This window comes from Streptomyces sp. Ncost-T10-10d, from assembly GCF_900091955.1.
Lineage (GTDB): Bacteria > Actinomycetota > Actinomycetes > Streptomycetales > Streptomycetaceae > Streptomyces.
This window is the reverse complement of sequence record NZ_FMDF01000218.1, coordinates 1-19,807: the sequence shown is the minus strand read 5'-3', so window position 1 is coordinate 19,807 and position 19,807 is coordinate 1. Positions and strand designations below refer to the sequence as shown.

General features: G+C 72.1%; 14 protein-coding genes and 4 pseudogenes. 9 read left to right on the top strand and 9 right to left on the bottom strand.

Annotated elements, in window-relative coordinates:
• Positions 1–46 precede the first annotated feature (46 nt).
• The gene (locus GA0115254_RS37805; RefSeq protein WP_093899777.1) at positions 47–520 is read left to right on the top strand and encodes an ATP-binding protein; all 474 of its coding nucleotides are present in this window, start codon (positions 47–49) and stop codon (positions 518–520) included.
• A gap of 45 nt (positions 521–565) precedes the next feature.
• Here the strand turns inward: GA0115254_RS37805 and GA0115254_RS46960 are convergent.
• The 4 genes and pseudogenes from GA0115254_RS46960 to GA0115254_RS37790 form a co-directional block, all read right to left on the bottom strand.
• Positions 566–724, bottom strand: a pseudogene (locus tag GA0115254_RS46960) (HAD family hydrolase); the annotation flags it as partial.
• A 51-nt stretch (positions 725–775) separates the two neighbouring features.
• A pseudogene (locus GA0115254_RS43570) lies at positions 776–907 on the bottom strand (IS5/IS1182 family transposase); the annotation flags it as partial.
• Positions 908–930: 23 nt separating this feature from the next.
• Positions 931–2,898 carry a transglycosylase domain-containing protein gene (locus GA0115254_RS37795; RefSeq protein ID WP_093899776.1) on the bottom strand — a complete coding sequence of 656 codons (1,968 nt, stop codon included), beginning with the start codon at positions 2,896–2,898 and terminating at the stop codon, positions 931–933.
• 200 nt (positions 2,899–3,098) lie between these two features.
• Entirely contained in the window at positions 3,099–3,725 is a 627-nt protein-coding gene (locus GA0115254_RS37790; RefSeq protein WP_256102981.1) for an HAD family hydrolase, read from the bottom strand.
• Between the two features lie 117 nt (positions 3,726–3,842).
• On the opposite strand from GA0115254_RS37790, the gene GA0115254_RS37785 reads away from it, so the two are divergent.
• The 3 genes from GA0115254_RS37785 to GA0115254_RS37775 are packed head-to-tail and all read left to right on the top strand — an operon-like array spanning position 3,843 to position 6,780.
• Positions 3,843–4,853 (top strand): FecCD family ABC transporter permease, encoded by a 1,011-nt coding sequence (locus GA0115254_RS37785; RefSeq protein ID WP_093899774.1) that lies wholly within the window; start codon positions 3,843–3,845, stop codon positions 4,851–4,853.
• On the top strand, positions 4,850–5,929 hold the full coding sequence (locus GA0115254_RS37780) for a FecCD family ABC transporter permease (protein ID WP_093899773.1): 1,080 nt from the start codon (positions 4,850–4,852) through the stop codon (positions 5,927–5,929). The genes GA0115254_RS37785 and GA0115254_RS37780 overlap by 4 nt, the downstream gene beginning before the upstream one ends.
• Positions 5,926–6,780, top strand: coding sequence for an ABC transporter ATP-binding protein (locus tag GA0115254_RS37775; protein ID WP_093899772.1), 855 nt, complete (start codon positions 5,926–5,928; stop codon positions 6,778–6,780). Before GA0115254_RS37780 ends, GA0115254_RS37775 begins: the two co-directional genes overlap by 4 nt.
• Before the next feature lie 144 nt (positions 6,781–6,924).
• Here GA0115254_RS37775 and GA0115254_RS37770 read toward each other — a convergent pair whose 3' ends face one another.
• Positions 6,925–7,989, bottom strand: a complete 1,065-nt coding sequence (locus tag GA0115254_RS37770; protein WP_093899771.1) for a chromosomal replication initiator protein DnaA — start codon at positions 7,987–7,989, stop codon at positions 6,925–6,927.
• A gap of 75 nt (positions 7,990–8,064) precedes the next feature.
• On the opposite strand from GA0115254_RS37770, the gene GA0115254_RS37765 reads away from it, so the two are divergent.
• Positions 8,065–10,524: a helicase C-terminal domain-containing protein gene (locus GA0115254_RS37765; protein ID WP_093899770.1), complete on the top strand. Its 2,460-nt coding sequence runs from the start codon at positions 8,065–8,067 to the stop codon at positions 10,522–10,524.
• Positions 10,525–10,747: 223 nt separating this feature from the next.
• Entirely contained in the window at positions 10,748–12,391 is a 1,644-nt protein-coding gene (locus tag GA0115254_RS37760) for a DNA repair helicase XPB (protein WP_093899769.1), read from the top strand.
• A gap of 27 nt (positions 12,392–12,418) precedes the next feature.
• Here GA0115254_RS37760 and GA0115254_RS44990 read toward each other — a convergent pair whose 3' ends face one another.
• Both GA0115254_RS44990 and GA0115254_RS37755 read right to left on the bottom strand, forming a co-directional pair.
• Positions 12,419–12,595 (bottom strand): hypothetical protein, encoded by a 177-nt coding sequence (locus GA0115254_RS44990; protein WP_176740455.1) that lies wholly within the window; start codon positions 12,593–12,595, stop codon positions 12,419–12,421.
• 81 nt (positions 12,596–12,676) lie between these two features.
• The gene (locus GA0115254_RS37755; protein WP_093899911.1) at positions 12,677–12,892 is read right to left on the bottom strand and encodes a hypothetical protein; all 216 of its coding nucleotides are present in this window, start codon (positions 12,890–12,892) and stop codon (positions 12,677–12,679) included.
• Between the two features lie 362 nt (positions 12,893–13,254).
• Here GA0115254_RS37755 and GA0115254_RS37745 point away from each other — a divergent pair, with 362 nt between their 5' ends.
• Complete coding sequence (locus GA0115254_RS37745; protein ID WP_093899767.1) at positions 13,255–15,327, top strand: HelD family protein; 2,073 nt, start codon at positions 13,255–13,257, stop codon at positions 15,325–15,327.
• 125 nt (positions 15,328–15,452) lie between these two features.
• Here GA0115254_RS37745 and GA0115254_RS37740 read toward each other — a convergent pair whose 3' ends face one another.
• Entirely contained in the window at positions 15,453–16,142 is a 690-nt protein-coding gene (locus GA0115254_RS37740) for a copper homeostasis protein CutC (protein ID WP_093899766.1), read from the bottom strand.
• Positions 16,143–16,395: 253 nt separating this feature from the next.
• Between GA0115254_RS37740 and GA0115254_RS37735 the strand changes: the two genes are divergently transcribed.
• The gene (locus tag GA0115254_RS37735; RefSeq protein WP_093899765.1) at positions 16,396–18,678 is read left to right on the top strand and encodes a heavy metal translocating P-type ATPase; all 2,283 of its coding nucleotides are present in this window, start codon (positions 16,396–16,398) and stop codon (positions 18,676–18,678) included.
• Positions 18,679–18,746: 68 nt separating this feature from the next.
• Here GA0115254_RS37735 and GA0115254_RS37730 read toward each other — a convergent pair.
• Positions 18,747–18,918 (bottom strand): annotated as a pseudogene (locus tag GA0115254_RS37730) (allophanate hydrolase subunit 2 family protein); the annotation flags it as partial.
• Positions 18,919–19,405: 487 nt separating this feature from the next.
• On the opposite strand from GA0115254_RS37730, the pseudogene GA0115254_RS44985 reads away from it, so the two are divergent.
• Positions 19,406–19,807, top strand: a pseudogene (locus GA0115254_RS44985) (hypothetical protein); the annotation flags it as partial.

Sequence of the window (19,807 nt, the reverse complement as noted above, 5' to 3'; positions counted from 1 at the left end):
AACCGGAAACCCGTGATTCAACTTCCCTCCGTGAACGGAGACTTCCATGGCCAGTGCCACGGTATCCCCGCCCTGGACATACACCCTCCAACTCCCGCAGGATCCCCGCGCCCCCGGCGTGGCCCGCTCCACCCTCCGCACCATCCTGCGCGTCCACGGCATGCGCGAACTCACCGAGATCGCCGAACTGTTGGCGAGCGAGCTCGTCACCAACGCCTACCTGCACTCCTCAGGGCCGTACTCCCTCCGCTTGCGCGACGCCGGGCGCAGTCGTATCCGGCTGAGCGTCTGGGACACCAACCCGCACATCCCCGCCCCCTTCCAATGGAGCGCCGAAGCCCCGGCGGAGCTCGCCGAGCGCGGACGGGGGCTGTACCTCGTCACCCTCTACGCCGAGAGCTGGGGTGCGTACCCCATGGGGACCGGACTGCCGGGGCAGGGCGGAAAGCTGCTCTGGGTGGAGTGCGCGGCCAAGACGGAGGAGCGGGCCCAGGACGGGTGGGGCGACGGACGTGGGTGAAAGCACACGCTCCCGCTCCTGCTCCCGCCGGAAGGCCCACACCGCGTACCCGTCCAGCCAGGACGGGAACTCCGTCAGCGACGACAACACGACATCCGCCCCCGCCGCCCGGAGCTCCTCCGCGTCGCACGGGCCCGTGGTGACCGCCACCGACAGCGCCCCGGCCGTGCGGGCGCCCCGCACGGCCCCGGCGTGGTCGCCCACTTGGGCGGTGAGGGGCGTTGTCCAGGGGCGTCAGGACGGGGTGACCGGGCTCTCGATCATCTGCAGGGCGGCGCCCCACCGGCCCTGCGTGAGCAGAAGGACCAAGGGGCGGCAGCCGCCTTCACCGGCGAGGTGGATTGTGCTGGTCGGGCCGCCCCGCGACCGTCCGACCCCCTCGTCGGGGGGGATCGCGAACGGGGGTGGGCCTACGTCCCCATGGCGTAGGCGCTCCAGATCCGGAGCGGGAAGACATTGCCGCGCCCCGAATCGGGTCCGCCCACGCCCTGCATTCCCAGCAGTTGAGGGGTGCCCGGCTTGCTGCGGAACATCGTGACAGCCGTGGTCAGCCCCTTGCTGTGGCCGATGAACCAGGCCGACTTCATCCGGTCGTCCTCGCCGGTCGCGCCCGCCGAGAGGTCGTCGGCAGCCTTGGGCCTGGCGAACGCGGCGAACTTCCCGTCCCGGCTCAGCCGCGTCCAGGCCACCATCCCCAGGGTGTCGTTCACATCGTTGGCCACCGAGGCGTCCATCGCGCGCCGCGGCTCGGGCTTCCCGAAGCCCTCGACCGCCTCGCCGTCCCGGGTCATCCTGGTCACCGAGTAGGGATCGGCCCTCATACCGTCGTTACTGAAGGCGGTGTACGCGTCCGCCATCCTGACCGCGCTCGGTGTGGACGTGCCGAGGGGAAAGGACTTGTCCAGGCGGGCCAGGCTCTCCTCGTGCAGCCCGGCCGATACCGTCAGTTCCTTCACCTTCTTCAGCCCGATGCCCTTGCCGAGCAGCGCGAAGGTTGCGTTGGACGACTTGACCAGCGCATCGCGCAGGGTCGTCGGCGCCGTGACCATCACCTGGCCGGGACCGGCACCCGGCGGGGCGGGGGGCGCCGCGTAGGGGCCGTCCTTGATCAGACGCCCCTCACTGTCGTAGCCGCTGTCCAGGGTGATCCCGTCGCCGTGCTGAAGGGCCGCTGCCAGCACGAAGGGCTTGAAGGCCGAGCCGACAGGGACGCCCGCGGTGTCGGCGTTGTTGGCGAAGTGGGTGACCGCGTCGGCTCCGCCGTACACCGCGACCACGGCCCCGTCGGACCGCACGGATGCGGCGCCGACCTCCACGTACTTGTCCTCGGGGCGCTTCTCGGGGTCGAGGTCGCGCTTGCGCACGCTCCGCACGGCCCGTTCCAGCTGCCCCACCCTGGCCTTGTCGAAGGTGGTGTGCACCCGGTAGCCGCCCCGGAAGAGGTCCTTGTCGGTGAGGCCCGAGCGCTTCTTGATGTACTTGTTGGCGATGTCGACGAGATAGCCGGTCTGGCCACCGAGGCTGGTCGGCTTGGCGGCCGGCCTCGGCTCGGGGAACTTCTGGTACGCGGCCCGCTCGGCCTTCGTCATCGCGCCGATCTCCACCTGACGGTCGAGGATCCACTTCCAGCGGGCGACGGCGCGTTCGTGGTTGCCTTTGCCGCCTGCGGGGTCGTACTGCTCCGCCCCCTTGAGCAGGGACGCGAGCAGCGCCGCCTGGCTGGGGTCGAGATCCTTCGCGGGGATTCCGTAGTACGCGTGCGCCGCTGCCTGGATGCCGTAGGCGCCGCGGCCGAACCAGCTGGTGTTCAGATATCCCTGGAGGATCTCCTTCTTGCTCTGCTTGTTGCTCAGCTTCAGCGAGATGAAGAACTCCTTGAACTTCCGGGTGGCCGACTGCTCCTGGCTGAGATAGGTGTTCTTCACGTACTGCTGGGTGATGGTGGAGCCGCCCTGGGTCTCACCGCCTTTGACCATGCTGACGGCCGCGCGGGCGATCCCCTTCGCCGATACCCCCGGGTCGGAGTAGAAGGTCTCGTTCTCGGCGGCGATGACCGCGTGCTCCACCGAATCGGGTATGTCGGCGAGCGTGACGTTCTGCCGATCGACCGCGCCCACGCTCACCATCTGGCTGCCGTCCGCCCAGTAGTAGACGGTGCCCTGCCTGCGCGCCTCGGCGTTCTCGTCCGGGATGTCGACGGATGCGTAGACCCCGGCGAACAGCCCGGCCAGCGCTCCGGATCCGAGCAGGATCACGCTCAGCACCTGCCGCCACGAAGGGACCCAGCGGCGCCAGTTGCTTCTTCCCCGGCGGGGGTAGTCGACACGGAGCCCGCGAAGGCGGATCGGGCGGATGGGGCGGATGGGGCGTCGGGCCATGCTCCGGCAGCTCCTCGTTCACCGTCCCGCACCGGTGTGGTGCGGGCTTGTGAGAGGAGATGTTCCGGATCACGATCAGGTTGTCTCGGGGCCCCGTCCGACACGGGTGGCGACCCCGCACCGGACGACCTTTTCGGGGAACGGTCCGCGACACCCCACTTGTCGGCCGGCGCTCAGTGAATCCGCCCCCGCCGAAGGCCCTACGCCGCGTCCCCGTCCAGGTACCCGACCAGCCAGGACGGGAAGTCCGTCAGCGACGACAGGACGACGTCCGCCCCCGCCGCCCGGAGCTCCTCCGCGTCGCACGGGCCCGTGGTGACCGCGACGGAGAGCGCCCCGGCCGTGCGGGCGCCCCGTACGTCGCCGGTGTGGTCGCCCACGTACACATCCGCCCCGTGCTCGCGCAGCGCCTGGCCCTTGGCCTCCGCCCACAGGCCACCGATCACCGCATCCGGCTCGATCCCGAGGTGCGCCAGGTGCAGCTCGGCGTTCGGCAGGTGCTTGGCGGTGACGACTATCGCCCGGCCGCCCCGCTCACGGATCGCGGCGATCGACTCCCGGGCACCCGGCAGCGCCGGGGTCGGGACGATGGCGTGTGTGGGATAGATCTCCCGGTAGCGGTCGGCGGTGGCGGCCACCGCGTCGGCCGGAAACCAGTTCCGCAGTTCGTCGTCGACCGGCGGGCCGAGCCTGCTCACCACCAGATCCGTGTCGATCGGCGTCCCGGTCTCGGCAGAAAGCGCCAGGTAGGCGGCCTTGATACCGGGCCGGGAGTCGATGAGCGTCATATCGAGGTCGAAACCGACCGTCAGTGGGTGCGCAGGCATGGAATCCATTGTCACGGGGCCGCGCACGGCGGCGGTCCCGGTACGGGCCTCGGGCCCCGGAATGGCGGTGCTTAGACTTAGCCAAGCCTAACTTTGCTTCGCTTTCGATTGGGTCCGATGTCAGCCGCCGCACCACGCCGCTCCAGACGCGCACTCGCGACGGCGGCGGCTGTCGCGGCGCTGCTGGTGGCGATACTTCTCAGCCTTGCCGTGGGGGCCCGCTCCATACCCCCGTCCGAGGTGCTCGACGCCCTGCTGCACGGCGGGCACTCCGACGCCGCCGAAGTCATCCGGAACATGCGGGTGCCGCGCACCCTGATCGGGCTGATGGTCGGCGCGGCACTGGCCCTCGCGGGCACGGTGCTCCAGGGCATCACCCGTAACCCCATCGCCGACCCCGGCATCCTCGGCATCAGCCAGGGCGCCTCGGTGGGCGTGGTGCTGGCCATCGCGTACGCCGGGATCCACACCCTGACGGGATACGTGTGGTTCGCGTTCGCGGGGGCGGCGATCGCCTCCGTCGCCGTGTACGCCATCGCCTCCAGCGGACGCGGGGGCGCCACCCCCGTGAAACTCGCCCTCGGCGGCGCCGCGATCAACGCGCTGCTGGTGTCGGTGACGATGGGGGTGCTGACGACCAAGGCCTCCGCGCTGGACGAGTTCCGCTTCTGGCAGGTCGGCTCCATCGCCGGGCGCGAGGCCGATGTGGCCCAGCAGATCTGGCCGTTCATGCTGGTCGGGACCGTGCTCGTGCTGTCCGTCGCCCGCGGGCTCGATGCGCTGGCGCTCGGCGAGGACGTGGCGAAGGGGCTCGGGCAGAAGGTCGCGACGGTACGGATCGTCGGCGGCATCGGGGCCACCGTGCTGACCGGTGTCGGCGTCGCGGCGGCCGGCCCGATCGCGTTCATCGGACTCGCCGTCCCGCACATCGCCCGCGCGATCGTCGGCAGCGACCACCGCTGGGTCCTGCCGATGGCGGCACTGATCGGACCCGTCATGCTGCTCGTCTCCGATGTCATCGGCCGCATCCTCTTCCCGCCGAGCGAGGTCCCGGCGGGCGTGATGACGGCGCTGATCGGCGTTCCCTTCCTGGTCACTCTGGTACGCCGGAAGGCGGTGCCCGCATGAGCGACACCACTGTCCGGGTGCGGCCCGCCGGGTACCACGTCGTACGGATCGGGGCGCGGGGCCGGTTCCTGCTGCACCGGCGGGCGGCCGTCGTCGCCACCGTCCTCGTCGTCCTGCTGGCCTGCGTCTGTATCGCGTACCTCTGCGTCGGCGAGAGCTTCGTCGCACCCGGCGAGGTCATGAAGGTGATCCTGGGGCGGCCGTCCCCCGACGAGCTGGTCGTCGGCACGCTGCGGCTGCCGCGGATGGTCGTGGGGCTGCTGGTCGGTGCGGCGTTCGGGATCGCCGGTGCGCTGATCCAGACCGTCGCCCGCAATCCGCTGGCCAGCCCCGACATCATCGGCATCAGCCAGGGGGCGAGCGCGCTCACGGTCGGCGCGATGACCTTCGGCGTCACCTCGTACACCGTGCTGCCGTATCTGTCCGTCATCGGCGGAGTGGCCGCGGCGGCGCTGGTGTACGTCTTCGCCTGGCGCGGCGGGCTGCACGCCACCCGCTTCGTCCTCATCGGCATCGGCTTCGCCATCGCGCTGCGGTCCGTCACCACACTGTTCCTGACGAAGGGCGACTACCTGGTCGCCCAGCAGGCTCAGATCTGGATGACCGGCTCGCTCAACGGCCGCGGCTGGTCCGAGGCCGCACCGATCGGCTGGACGCTGCTGATCCTGCTGCCGGCCGTCCTGTGGGCCGCCCGCGCCCAGCGCACCGTCTCGATGGACGACGACACCGCGACGGCCCTCGGGGTGCGTCTGGGACGGGTACGGCTGGGGCTCGTCGCCCTCGGTGTGGTCCTGGCATCCGTGGCGACCGGGACGGCCGGTCCCGTCGACTTCGTGGCGCTGCTCGCCCCACAGATCGCCCGCCGGATGACCCGTACCGCGCAGATCCCGCTGTTCTGCTCGGCGCTGCTCGGCGCGGTGATCGTGGTCTTCGCGGATCTGCTGGCACGCAGGCTCTTCTCGCCCACCGAGCTGCCGGTGGGCGTTCTGACGGCGGCGGTCGGCGCCCCGTATCTGATCTGGCTGATCATCCGCGGCCACGGCAGCGGTCGCGGCCGTAGTGGAGGCACTGCATGAGCTCGACCCGTACGTCCGACACCACGGCGACCGCGACCAGCCGGCTCACGGTGCGGGAGCTGACTCTCGCCTACGAGGACCGCACCGTCGTCCACGAGCTGGACCTCGCCGTTCCCGACGGACAGGTCACCGTCATCGTCGGCCCGAACGCCTGCGGCAAGTCGACCACGCTGCGCGCGCTCGGCCGGCTCCTCAAGCCGCGCGGCGGGGCCGTGCTCCTCGACGGCACCGAGCTGTCGAAGATCCCCACGCGGAAGATCGCCCAGTCGATCGGGCTGCTGCCGCAGACCCCCGTCGCCCCCGAGGCGATCACCGTCTCCGACCTCGTCGCCCGCGGCCGGCAGCCGCATCAGCACTGGTGGCAGCAGTGGTCCCAGGAGGACGAGCGGGCGGTGACGGACGCGATGGAGCGTACGGACATCACCGCGCTCGGCGACCGGTCGGTGGACGAGCTGTCCGGCGGGCAACGTCAGCGTGTCTGGATCGCGATGGCGCTCGCCCAGGAGACCGATCTGCTGCTGCTCGACGAGCCGACCACGTACCTCGACATCGCCCATCAGGTGGAGGTCCTGGACCTGGTGCGCCGGCTCACCGCCCCGGCGGCGGACGGCACCCGCGGCCGGACCGTCGTCACCGTGCTCCACGACCTCAACCAGGCCGCCCGGTACGCGGACCACCTGGTCGCCATGAAGGCGGGCCGGATCGTCGCCGAGGGCCACCCGAACGACATCGTCACGGCCGGTCTCGTGCGCGAGGTCTTCGGCCTGGACGCGGTGATCGTCCCGTGCCCGGTGACGGGTTCGCCGCTCGTGGTGCCGGGGGCTCCTTGGCAGGCCGCGCCGGCGTCGTGACCCGCGCCCCGCTTTCCGGCGCGGCCCGGACGGGTACCCGGCAGGACGGTTGCCCGGCGAACCGGTGCCCCGCAAGCGCGGCAAAATCAAGCCCGCCCGGCGTCTGAGGACGGAACCGGCCGGCCGGGAGACCCTCACCCGCGCCTACCCCACCCGCTTCCGCGCCCGCCACACCAGGAACACCGCCGACGCCACCGCGGCCGTGCGCACCACCACCGGCCACACCCCGCTCAGCGCCTCCGCCATCCCGTCCTGCGGAATCGGCTCGCCCCAGCGGCCCTCCGTCCGGCCCCAGAGCCAGACGAGTGCGCCCGCCACGACCACGCCGGGCAGCCCCATCGCGGCCCATTTCGCCTCCGCACGGGACAACTTGCGCGAGCTGTACGCGAGCAGCCAGCCACCCGCCAGGGCCAGCCAGGAACCCATCACGGCGCCCACGACCAGCAGCCCGGCGGCGAGCAGCAGGAAGGGGTGGGAGAAACCCCGGGCCCTCGACTCGCGCGGGGCGCGGCGGCGGAGACCCGGGAGCCGTCGGCGTCGCGGCGCGGCCTCGTCGGTGCCGACGTCCTCGGCCGGACCGTCGTCCGCCGAGTCGCCCGTACGCGGGCGCGGGACGGCGTCCCGGGCCGGCGGCGGCTTCATCATGTCCGGGATCTCGACACCGCCGACGAACCCCGGCACATCGACCCCGTCACCGAACGGCTCCGGCTCGATCCGCCACCAGTCGGGCTCGCTCCCGGACGGCCCCAGTTCGTCCGTACCGGCCATGTGCGGCGGCGAAGGCACCCGACCGGCCGCCGCTTCCGGAGCCACGGAGTCCGCCGCGCCGTCCATTTCCCCGTCCGGCACCTCCGCCCGCGCCTGCGACGCGCCCTTGCCGGAACTGTCTTTCCGGAGCATCCCCTTGCGCGGACGGGGAATGCCGCGCCCCTCCCCCACGGCGGGTTCCGGCTGCTGGGGCAGCTCCACCGTCCCGTCCGCCGACGCGGCCGCAGCGGCGACCAGTTCGTCCGGTGTCCCGAGCCTCCCGATGATGCGGCGGACCGCCGCCGGGGTGTCCGCGGACTGCGTTCCGCGCTGCCGGTCGATCTCGCCCCGGAGAGTCGAAACGAGCCTCATCCGGGTCCCCGAGGACAGCTGTTGCTGCTGTGCCAGGTCCCCGATCCGGCTCAGATAGTCGTAGACGAGCTGGTCGCTCTCGATCCCCACGCGATGGTTCCCCTCTGGCGCCCTGCACCGACGGTAGCGCCCTCGGGCCTGTCCGGAGCGACTACCGTGGGACGGATGGGGATGACCACACCACCGCGGACGCTCGCCGAAGCTCTCCGCGCCCGGGACGACGAGTCGTTGGCGGGGCTGCTGCGTGCCCGCCCCGATCTCCTCACCCCCGTACCGGGCGACATCACTCAGCTCGCGACGAGAGCCGGCACGCGCGCCTCCGTCGTACGCGCCCTGGAACACCTCGACCGGTTCGCTCTGCAGACCGCCGAGGCGCTCGCCGTCGCCCCCGACCCCGCCCCGTACGAGACGCTGCTCGGCCTCCTCACCGGCGACGGCAGGGACGACGGCGAGCACCGCGGCGACGCGGACACGGCGATCGGGGACGCGCTGCCCGCCGCCCTGACCACCCTGCGCGAACAGGCCCTCGTCTGGGGCGAGGACGACCGGCTGCGGCTGGTGCGCACCGCGCGCGAACTCCTCGCGCCCTCCCCGCAGCACCCCTCCCCGACCGGTCTGGGCCCGACCGTCGCGGAGGCGACCGCCGGAATGTCGCCGGGCCGCCTCCAGGACATCCTGGCAACCGCCGGACTGCCCGCCACCCATGACCCGGTCTCCGCCGTGACATCCCTGTCCGCGCTCTTCACCGACCGGGCCAGGATGGGTGAGCTGCTGGACACCGCCCCCGCCGAAGCCCTGTCCGTACTGGACCGGCTGGTGTGGGGGCCGCCGTACGGGGAGATCACCCCGAACCCCACCCCGCCCGTGAAATGGCTGCGCGACCGCGGGCTGCTGCTGCCCGTGTCGACCCGTACCGTGGTGCTGCCCCGCGAGGCCGCCCTGCATCTGCGGGCCGGACGCGCCCACCGCGTGCCGGAACCGCAGCCGCCCGCCGTGGAGGCGGTCGCGAACCGTGATCCACAGGCCGTGGACAGCGCCGCGGCCGGCCAGGCGTTCCTGGCGGTGAGCACCGTCGAGGAGCTGCTGAAGAGCTGGAACGGCGGCGGCCCCGCGATACTGCGCTCCGGCGGGCTCAGTGTGCGCGAGCTGAAGAGGACCGCCACCACCCTCGACGTCTCCGAGCCCGTCGCCGCGTTCTGGGTCGAACTCGCCTACGCGGCCGGGCTGCTGGCCTCCGACGGAGAGGCCGACGAACGGTACGCGCCGACGCCCGCGTACGACGACTGGGCCGAACTCCCCGCCCAGGACCGCTGGGTGCATCTCGCCACCGCCTGGCTCGCCGCCACCCGTACCCCGGGTCTGGTCGGCGGCCAGGACGCCAAGGGCCGGGCCCTGTCCGCCCTCGGCCCCGACCTCGACCGCTCCGCCGCCCCCGAGGTGCGCCACCGGGTCCTGGCCCTCCTCGCCGCCCTGCAACCGGGCACCGCCCCCGACCCGGAGACCGTGCTCGCCCGGCTCCGCTGGGAACGCCCCCTGCGCGGTGCCTCCGCCTCCGCCGGGGACACCACCGACCTGCGGTCCCGGATCGCCCTGTGGACGCTCAACGAGTCCGAGCTCCTCGGCATCACCGGCCGCGGCGCGCTCGCCGCGCACACCCGCGCCCTGCTCGACTCCGGGCCGGCCGAGGCCGCCGCGCTGCTCGCGCCCCTCATCCCGGAGCCGTTGAACCACGTCCTGCTCCAGGCCGACCTGACGGCCGTCGCCCCCGGCCCGCTGGAGCGCCCGCTGGCGGACATGCTCTCCGCCCTCGCGGACATCGAGTCGAAGGGCGGCGCGACGGTCTACCGGTTCACCCCCGGGTCCGTACGCCGCGCCCTGGACGCCGGACAGTCCGCGGCCGATCTGCACGCGTTCCTCGCCGCCCACAGCCGTACGCCGGTGCCGCAGCCGCTCAGCTACCTCATCGACGACGTCGCCCGCCGCCACGGTCATCTGCGGATCGGCGCCGCCTCCTCGTACGTGCGCTGCGACGACGAGGCCGTGCTGAACGAGATCCTCGCCGACCGGCGCTCGGCCACCCTGCGCCTGCGCCGCCTCGCACCGACGGCCCTGGCCGCCCAGGTCGACCCGGCGTCCCTGCTCGAAGGGCTGCGCGAGATGGGGTACGCGCCGGCCGCCGAGTCCGCCGAGGGCGATGTCCTGATCACCCGCGCGGGCGCCCGCCGCACCCCGCCCCGCACGGCTCCCGTCCCCGTGCCCGAGGGCCCTCCGGTCCCGGACGCCACCCTGCTCGGCGCGGCAGTGAGGGCGATCCGTGCCGGGGACACGGCCGCCACGGTGGTCCGCAAGGACCCGGCCGACGCGCCCCCGGCCTCGTCCGGCTCCTTGCCCCGTACGACCTCCGCCGAGACCCTCGCCACCGTCCAGGCCGCCGCGATGACCGGCTCGGCGCTCTGGATCGGCTACGTCAACGCGGACGGCGCGGCCAGCCAGCGCGTCATCGCCCCCGTCCGGGTCGAGGGCGGGTTCGTCACCGCGTACGACCACACGGCGGACGAGGTCCGCACGTACCCGCTGCACCGGATCACCGGCGTCGCCGAACTGGCCGACGACGCCACGTCCTGAGGCTCACGTCGCTCAAGCCGGGCGCGGCGGCGACGGCAGCCACCGAACTCCGGTCGTCCGGCCGGTCCGATCGTTCCGGGGCCGTCGCCCCGGTGGCGGCATCGGTCCTCCCTGGACCGTACGTCCCTGTGTGGAGCAGCACACCGCCCCATGGCCCCCACATGCGGCACACTGGACGTTTGGCCGTTCCCGGCCGTTCCCGCAGCAGAAAGGGCCGAAGCGCGTGACCGGACCCCTCATCGTTCAAAGCGACAAGACACTGCTCCTGGAAGTCGACCACGATCAGGCCGACGCCTGCCGTCGGGCGATCGCGCCCTTCGCCGAGCTGGAGCGGGCGCCCGAGCACATCCACACCTACCGGCTGACCCCGCTCGGGCTGTGGAACGCGCGCGCTGCCGGGCACGACGCCGAGCAGGTCGTCGACGCGCTCGTGCAGTACTCGCGCTATCCCGTTCCGCACGCGCTGCTCGTCGACATCGCCGAGACGATGGCCAGGTACGGCCGCCTCACGCTCTCCAAGGATCCGGTGCACGGTCTGGTGCTGACCTCCACGGACCGGCCCGTGCTGGAGGAGATCCTCCGGTCGAAGAAGGTCCAGCCACTGGTCGGGGCACGGATCGACCCGGACACCGTCGCCGTGCACCCCTCGGAGCGCGGGCAGATCAAGCAGACGCTGCTGAAGCTGGGCTGGCCGGCCGAGGACCTCGCGGGTTACGTGGACGGCGAGGCGCACCCCATCGAGCTCGCGGAGGACGGCTGGGCGCTGCGGCCGTACCAGAAGCAGGCCGTCGAGGGGTTCTGGCACGGCGGCTCGGGTGTCGTCGTGCTGCCCTGCGGTGCGGGGAAGACGCTGGTCGGGGCAGGTGCGATGGCCCAGGCCAAGGCGACCACGCTGATCCTGGTGACGAACACCGTCTCGGCCCGGCAGTGGAAGCACGAGCTGGTGAAGCGGACCTCGCTGACCGAGGACGAGATCGGCGAGTACAGCGGTACGCGCAAGGAGATCCGGCCGGTCACCATCGCCACCTACCAGGTGCTGACGACGCGCCGCAAGGGCATCTACCCGCACCTGGAGCTGTTCGACTCCCGCGACTGGGGTCTGGTGATCTACGACGAGGTGCATCTGCTTCCCGCGCCCGTCTTCAAGTTCACCGCCGACCTGCAGGCCCGACGCCGTCTCGGCCTCACCGCGACGCTGGTGCGTGAGGACGGCCGTGAGTCGGACGTCTTCTCGCTGATCGGGCCCAAGCGGTTCGACGCCCCGTGGAAGGAGATCGAGGCGCAGGGCTACATCGCGCCCGCCGACTGTGTCGAGGTGCGGGTCAATCTGACGGACTCGGAGCGGCTCGCTTACGCCACCGCGGAAACCGAGGAGAAGTACCGGTTCTGTGCGACGACCGCGACGAAGCGGATGGTGACGGAGGCGCTGGTGCGCAAGCACCGGGGCGAGCAGACCCTTGTCATCGGGCAGTACATCGACCAGCTCGACGAGCTGGGTGAGCATCTGGGCGCCCCGGTGATCAAGGGCGAGACGAGCAACGCCCAGCGCGAGAAGCTCTTCGACGCGTTCCGGGAGGGTGAACTCAGCGTCCTGGTGGTGTCGAAGGTCGCGAACTTCTCCATCGACCTGCCGGAGGCGACCGTCGCCATTCAGGTGTCGGGTACGTTCGGCTCGCGGCAGGAGGAGGCGCAGCGGCTCGGCCGGGTGCTGCGGCCGAAGGCGGACGGGCACGAGGCGCGGTTCTACTCGGTGGTCGCCCGCGACACGATCGACCAGGACTTCGCGGCGCACCGCCAGCGCTTCCTGGCCGAGCAGGGGTACGCGTACCGGATCGTGGACGCGGACGAGCTGCTGGCCGACAGCTGAGGCCGGTGAACGGCCCGCGTACGCCGGTCAGTGACGGAAGATCAACAGCGGCAGCAGGTCCGCCGCGATCGCCGCGTGCGGCAGCGGCGCGAAGGCCGCGGCCCGTCGACGGGCCGCGGTCCGGCGCGAGCGCCACGGCAGAACCCGGGTGACGAACAGGCCCGGAGGTGTCATGTACGGAATCGCCCGGGCGGCGGTCCACATGATGTTCGGGTGGCCCTGGCGCCCCGGGGCAGGGCCGCGACGCCTCCGGTCGGATACTCACACCGGGGAGGTTGTGCGTACTCAGTGCTCGCGGCGGTGAACGCCTCGGTGGACGCCTCGGTGGACGCCCGCCTCTTCCGCGTACTCGCCGAGGACGAGCACGCCGAACGCGGCGCGGGCGTAGACCTTGACGGCACGCAGGGCGTCGCCGACGCGATGGGTGTGCGGGTGACCGGTGGCCGCGGTCGCGCCGTGCGCGGGGCCGGTCCTGCGGGGGTTCAGAGAGACGGTGCTCATGTACTCCATGGTCCTGCGCCCGGCCCGTGAAGGCATCGACCTGCGGACGGAACCCTGAAGGGGTGCGCGTAGGTCTCCGGTCGCACGGCGTCCCCTACGGGACGGACCCGGCATCAAAACCGTTCGACCGTGACGAGGACGGTCGATACAATCGCCGGTCTGCCCGCCTCCCGCACCGTGGTACCGGCCATCGCCGGCAGCCGGGGGAGCGCCGCCGACCGGACGGAAACCGGCCGACAGCTGTACGTACACCCGCGTGCGTACCCCGTGATCGATCCCCGAGCGGACCGCGTCACCCCCGAGCCGTAACCGGGGGCGAGGTGCGGTCCGCCGTCCTGCGTTGAAAAGCCGGAGGCAACACCGTGCCCGCGCACGAACACGAAAGCGACACCACCACCGATCCCCTGGCTCGTGAACGCGCCCATCTCGCCGCGTCCCGCTCCGCGTTGCGCGCCATGCGCGAGGACGCCCAGGCCCTCGACATCCGCGATGTCACCGCGAACTGGGTCAACGCGGCCGTCCTGCAGGCCCAGATCGACGAGCGCATCAAGTCCCTCGCCGATCTCGCCCACACCCCGCTCTTCTTCGGCCGCCTGGACTATCTGCACCGGGTCGGCGCCGAGCAGGCCGAGGGTGCCGAGGGAGAGCAGTTCTACATCGGGCGTCGCCACGTCCATGACGCCGACGGCGACCCGATGGTCATCGACTGGCGTGCCCCCGTCTCGCAGCCGTTCTACCGGGCCTCCAAGAAGGACCCCCAGGACGTCGGCCAGCGCCGCCGCTTCGGCTACACCGGCGGTGAGCTGACCGCGTACGAGGACGAGCACCTCAGCGACCCCACCGAGGCCGCGCAGACCAGCAAGCTCCTCCAGGCGGAGATCGAACGGCCGCGTGTCGGTCCGATGCGTGACATCGTCGCGACGATCCAGCCGGAGCAGGACGAGATCGTCCGTAGCGGTCTCGGCGGGACGGTCTGCGTGCAGGGAGGGCCCGGCACCGGTAAGACGGCCGTCGGCCTGCACCGTGTCGCGTATCTCCTCTACGCCCACCGGGAGCGCCTGGCCCGGACCGGCACGCTGGTCATCGGGCCGAACCGGTCCTTCCTCCACTACATCGAGCAGGTGCTCCCGGCCCTCGGCGAGCTGGAGGTGAAGCAGGCGACCGTCGACGATCTGGTGACGGCGGGCATCGAGGTGCGCGGCACGGACTCGGCGGCAGCCGCCGTCGTCAAGGGCGACGCCAGGATGGCGGAGGTGCTGCGGCGGGCGATCCGTTCACATGTGACGCTGCCGACGGAGCCGGTGATGGTGGTGCGCGGTTCGCGCCGCTGGCGGGTGCCGGCGTACGAGCTGGAGGAGATCGTCACCGAACTGCTGGCCCGCGACATGCGGTACGGGGCCGCCCATGAGGCGCTTCCGCAGCGCATCGCGCACTCCGTCCTGGTCCGGATGGAGGAGGCCGGCGAGGCGCCCGACGACCGGGTGCAGAACGCGGTGGCCCGTAACCCCGCCGTGAAGGCGGCCGTGAAGGCGATCTGGCCGGCCGTCGAACCGGCCAAGCTGGTGCTGCGGCTGCTCGTCGACGCGGAGTTCCTGGCCGCGCACGCGGAGGGGCTGCTCACCGAGGACGAGCAGAAGACGATCCTGTGGACCAGGCCGGTCCGCAGCGTGAAGTCCGCGAAATGGTCGGCGGCGGACGCGGTGCTGATCGACGAGGCGAACGACCTGGTGGCGCGTACGCACTCGCTCGGCCATGTGGTGCTCGACGAGGCGCAGGACCTGTCCCCCATGCAGTACCGGGCGGTGGGCCGCCGCTGCTCGACGGGTTCGGCGACGGTTCTCGGTGACCTCGCGCAGGGCACGACGCCGTGGTCGACGGAGAGCTGGGCGCAGGCGCTGCACCACCTGGGCAAGTCGGACGCGGTGGTGGAGGAGCTGACGGCGGGCTTCCGTGTGCCGCGCGAGGTGATCGCGTACGCCTCACGGCTGCTGCCGGTGATCTCGCCGGGCCTCGCGGCGGTGGAGTCGGTGCGTGAGTCGCCGGGTTCGCTGGAGGTACGGGAGGTGGGCGATCCGGCGGAGCTGGACGCGACGGTGGTGGCGGCGTGCGAGGAGTCGTTGAGGCAGGAGGGGTCGATCGGGCTGATCGCGGCCGATGCGCGGATTCCGGCGCTGGCCGATGCGCTGGCCGCGGCGGGCCACGCGTTCCTCTCCCCCGGTGAGGAGACGAGCGCCGAGTCCCGGCTGACCCTGGTCCCGGCGTCACTGGCGAAGGGCCTGGAGTACGACTACGTGGTACTGGACGAGCCGGCCGCGGTGGTGGACGGCGAGCCGGACGAGCGCACGGGGCTGCGCCGGCTGTACGTGGCGCTGACGCGTGCGGTGTCGGGGCTGACGGTGGTGCATGCGGCGGAACTGCCGGCTCACCTGGTGTAGCGCGGCGCGTTCCGGCCCCTCCGGCGTTTGAGGAGCGGGGTCCGGGGCGGGGCCCCGGTTACGGGAAGGGGCGGGTCGGGGAACAAGCCCGTCGCGGGGCGCCCGCCCCGCACCGCCCCGCCCCGCTACGCGTCGAGCACCGTCCGCCACTCGCGTACCGCCGCCGCGTCCACCGGCCCCGACCAGCCGTGCGGGCGCGCGGCGCCGCCGATGTGTACGGCGTCGATGCCCGCGGACAGCAGCTCCGGCAGGTGCTCCAGGCGGAGCCCGCCGCCCACCAGGATCTGCGGCTCGTAGCCGGGCTCGCCCTTGCGCGCCGCCTCGGCCAGCAGCGTCGGGATGCCGTCGTCGACGCCCTTGGGCGAACCCGCCGTGAGGTACGTGTCCAGGCCCGGCATGTCCGCCAGCTGCTTGCGCAGGGCGTCCCGGTCGGCGGCCCGGTCGATCGCGCGGTGGAAGGTCCAGCGGCAGCCGTCCAGCTCGGCGACGAGCCGCTCGACGGCGACCAGGTCCGGGTGGCCCTCGGCGTCCAGGAAGCCCAGGACGAATTCCTCGGCGCCCTCCGCCCGCAGCTCGTGCGCCCTGGCCACGAGCACATCGATGTCACCGGCCGCGAAGCCGTCCGCCAGCCTGAGCATCACCCGCAGCGGAATGTCCACTGCCGCCCGGATCTCCGCGAAGGTCGCGCAGGACGGGGTCAGACCGTCCGCCGCCATGTCGGTGACCAGCTCGAGCCGGTCTGCACCACCCTCCTGGGCAGCGACCGCGTCCCCCGCGTCGAGAGCGATCACCTCCAGGACTGCACGGTTGCTCATGTGATCCCAATCCTCCAGGAAGCAGCGATGAAAATAGGTCTAGTCCAATGACCAGCCTACGGGGCGGCCGGTCGAGGGCGCAGCCTCGACGTGACGTGAAGATACGTGAGGTCAGACGCATATCAGGCGATCGGACGCGCACACTCCGGGCCCCGACGGCGGATCACCCTTGCGTTTTATAGGGGTGGGGGGTATACCTGAACCAGCAATGCATACCCCCTAGGGGTATCAACTCTCCGCCAGGGAGGACACCGTGTCCGCGCACACCGCCACAACCGGCACCGGAACAGCCGTCGGCACCACCGCAGAGGTCGAGCTCGCGATCGGCGGCATGACCTGCGCCTCCTGCGCGGCCCGTATCGAGAAGAAGCTCAACCGGATGGACGGCGTCGAGGCCACCGTCAATTACGCCACCGAGAAGGCAAAGGTCAGCTACCGGGGCGAGGACATCTCCGTACAGGACCTGATCGCCACCGTCGAGAAGACCGGCTACACCGCGCACGAGCCCGCTCCCCCGGTACGTACCGAGGACGACGCCCCCGGGGCCGCGGAGGCCGACGAGCTGCGGCCCCTGCGGCAGCGGCTGCTCACCGCCGTCGCACTCGCCGTGCCGGTGATCGCCATGTCGATGGTCCCGGCGCTCCAGTTCGACTACTGGCAGTGGCTCTCGCTGACCCTGACGGCCCCCGTCGTCACGTACGCCGCCTGGCCCTTCCACCGCGCCGCCTGGACCAACGCCAAGCACGGCGCGGCAACGATGGACACCCTGATCTCGGTCGGCACCTCGGCCGCGTTCCTGTGGTCGGTGTGGGCACTGTTCTTCGGCACGGCGGGCATGGTCGGCATGACCCACCCGTTCGAGCTGACCATCGGCCGCAGCGACGGCGCCGGGAACATCTATCTGGAGGCCGCGGCCGGAGTCACGGCCTTCATCCTGGCCGGGCGCTACTTCGAGGCCCGCTCCAAGCGGAAGGCGGGCGCGGCCCTCAAGGCGCTGCTGGAGCTCGGCGCCAAGGAAGTGACCGTGCTGCGCGGCGGCCGTGAGGTGACCGTGCCGACCGCCGACCTCCAGGTCGGGGACCGGTTCCTGGTCCGCCCCGGCGAGAAGATCGCCACCGACGGCACCGTCGTGGAGGGCGCATCGGCCGTGGACGCGTCGATGCTCACCGGTGAGTCCGTGCCCGTGGAGGTCGGCGTCGGCGACTCCGTCACCGGGGCCACGCTGAACGCGGGCGGCAGGCTCGTCGTCGAGGCCACCCGCATCGGCGCCGACACCCAGCTGGCCCGGATGGCGAAGCTCGTCGAGGACGCGCAGAACGGCAAGGCCGCGGCCCAGCGTCTCGCGGACCGGATCTCGGCCGTCTTCGTCCCCGTCGTCATCGCCCTCGCGCTCGGCACGCTCGGTTTCTGGCTCGGCAACGGCGCCGGCCTGACCGCGGCGTTCACCGCCGCCGTCGCCGTACTGATCATCGCCTGCCCCTGCGCCCTGGGCCTCGCCACTCCCACCGCTCTCATGGTCGGTACGGGACGCGGCGCCCAGCTCGGCATCCTGATCAAGGGCCCGGAGGTCCTGGAGACCACGCGCCGCGTCGACACGATCGTCCTCGACAAGACCGGCACGGTCACCACCGGCCGGATGACCCTGCTGGACGTGCACACGGCGGACGGTACGGACGAGAGCGATGTGCTGCGGCTCGCGGGCGCCCTGGAGCACTCCTCGGAGCACCCCATAGCCCAGGCCGTCGCCGCCGGTGCCGCCGAGCGCACCGGCGCCGCCCTGCCCACCCCCGAGGACTTCGCCAACGTCGCGGGACTCGGTGTCCAGGGCATCGTCGAGGGGCACGCCGTCCTCGTCGGCCGTGAGCAGCTGCTCGCCGAGTGGGAGATCCACCTGCCGGTGGAACTGGCCCGGCAGAAGGCCGCGGCGGAGGCCGCCGGCCGGACGGCCATCGCGGTCGCCTGGGACGGCGAGGCACGGGCGGTCCTCGAAGTCGCCGACGCGGTGAAGGACACCAGCGCGGAGGCCGTCGAGCGGCTGCGTGCCCTCGGTCTGACCCCGATCCTGCTCACCGGCGACAACCGGGCGGTGGCCGAGGCGGTCGCGGCCGAGGTCGGGATCGAGAAGGTGTACGCGGAGGTCATGCCGGAGGACAAGGTCGACGTCGTCAAGGGCCTCCAGGCCGAGGGCCGTTCGGTCGCCATGGTCGGTGACGGTGTCAACGACGCGGCCGCCCTCGCCCAGGCCGACCTGGGCCTGGCGATGGGTACGGGCACGGACGCCGCGATCGAGGCCGGTGACCTGACGCTGGTGCGCGGGGACCTGCGGGCCGCAGCGGACGCCATCCGGCTCTCCCGCAAGACGCTGGGCACCATCCGTACGAACCTGTTCTGGGCCTTCGCCTACAACGTGGCCGCCCTGCCGCTCGCCGCGGCCGGCCTGCTCAACCCGATGATCGCGGGCGCGGCAATGGCGTTCTCGTCGGTCTTCGTGGTCGGCAACTCGCTGCGGCTGCGGGGGTTCAGGGCTGCGGCGTAGGACGGTGGCGTGGGGCAGCCGCACGGTCCCGGCCGCACGGGGCTGCGGCGGCCGAGGCCGGCCGGTCCTCAGCCCGGCCGCACGAAACCGCACCCGGTTCCCGGCACCGTCTGTGCCGCACCCGCGAGTGCGGTTTCGTGCACGACACCGACAACCGGGCACCCCCCTCGTCGGATGGTCGTTGAGGAACACCACCGGGCGCCCGTCCGGCGGCAACTGAATCGCGCCGAGCACTGCGCCTGCACGGACCACTGACCGGCCACCTTCGCCGCACTGGCCCTGGACACCGCGCCCGGCCACTGACCGGTTCGGCGCACCGTCGCCCATGCAACGACCGGGCGGCTCCCGGCCCGGACACCTGCCCCATCGGGCAGTTCTCGTTGCCCGGGCCTCCACACCGGCGCCCGCGCTTCCGGCCGTTCTCGCCCCCACACTTGCCACATGGTGGGGACACTCGGTCAGATCGATGATGTCCGCTCGTACCCCGGGTACTAGGGCACGCTGCGGTGAAGGACTCTCCCGACAATGCCTCCGTGTCCGGCCGCGGGGGCACCCCCCGTCAGGAGAACGTGACACTCACGCCCGAAGTGTCACGTTCGCAGGCACCCCCACCCCACCGCCCACCGGGCGACCGCCCCGCCCCGACCCCCGCAGCCTGCAACGCCTGCAACGCGTGGCGGGGAATGCGGCGGTGTCGCGGCTGGTCGCACAGCGCTATACCGCCCCCGTGAAGCCATCGCCGGCCCAGGCCCCTGGGTTCCGCAAGGTCAAGGCCGATGTGGCGGCGAAAAAGGTCCGCCTGGCCCACCACGCCCCGGCCGCCACCGAGTCGAAGTCGGCGCAGGACGCGGCGGTCGCGCCCCCCGACGACAGGGAGGCGCAGGGCAAGGCGGCGAACGCGGAGAAGATGAACGCGGCGAAGCCGGGTGAGTTCAACAAGCAGGCGTTCATCGACGCGGTGAACAAGGCGATCGACGCGCAGGCGCCGAAGAACCTCGACGACGCCGACAAGTTCTCCAAGTCCGGCAAGGCCGACAAGATCAAGGACGAGGTCGACGGGAAGGTCTCGGACGGCAAGGAGTCCTCCGCCAAGGACATCGACACCGCGACCAAGGCCCCGCCCGACACG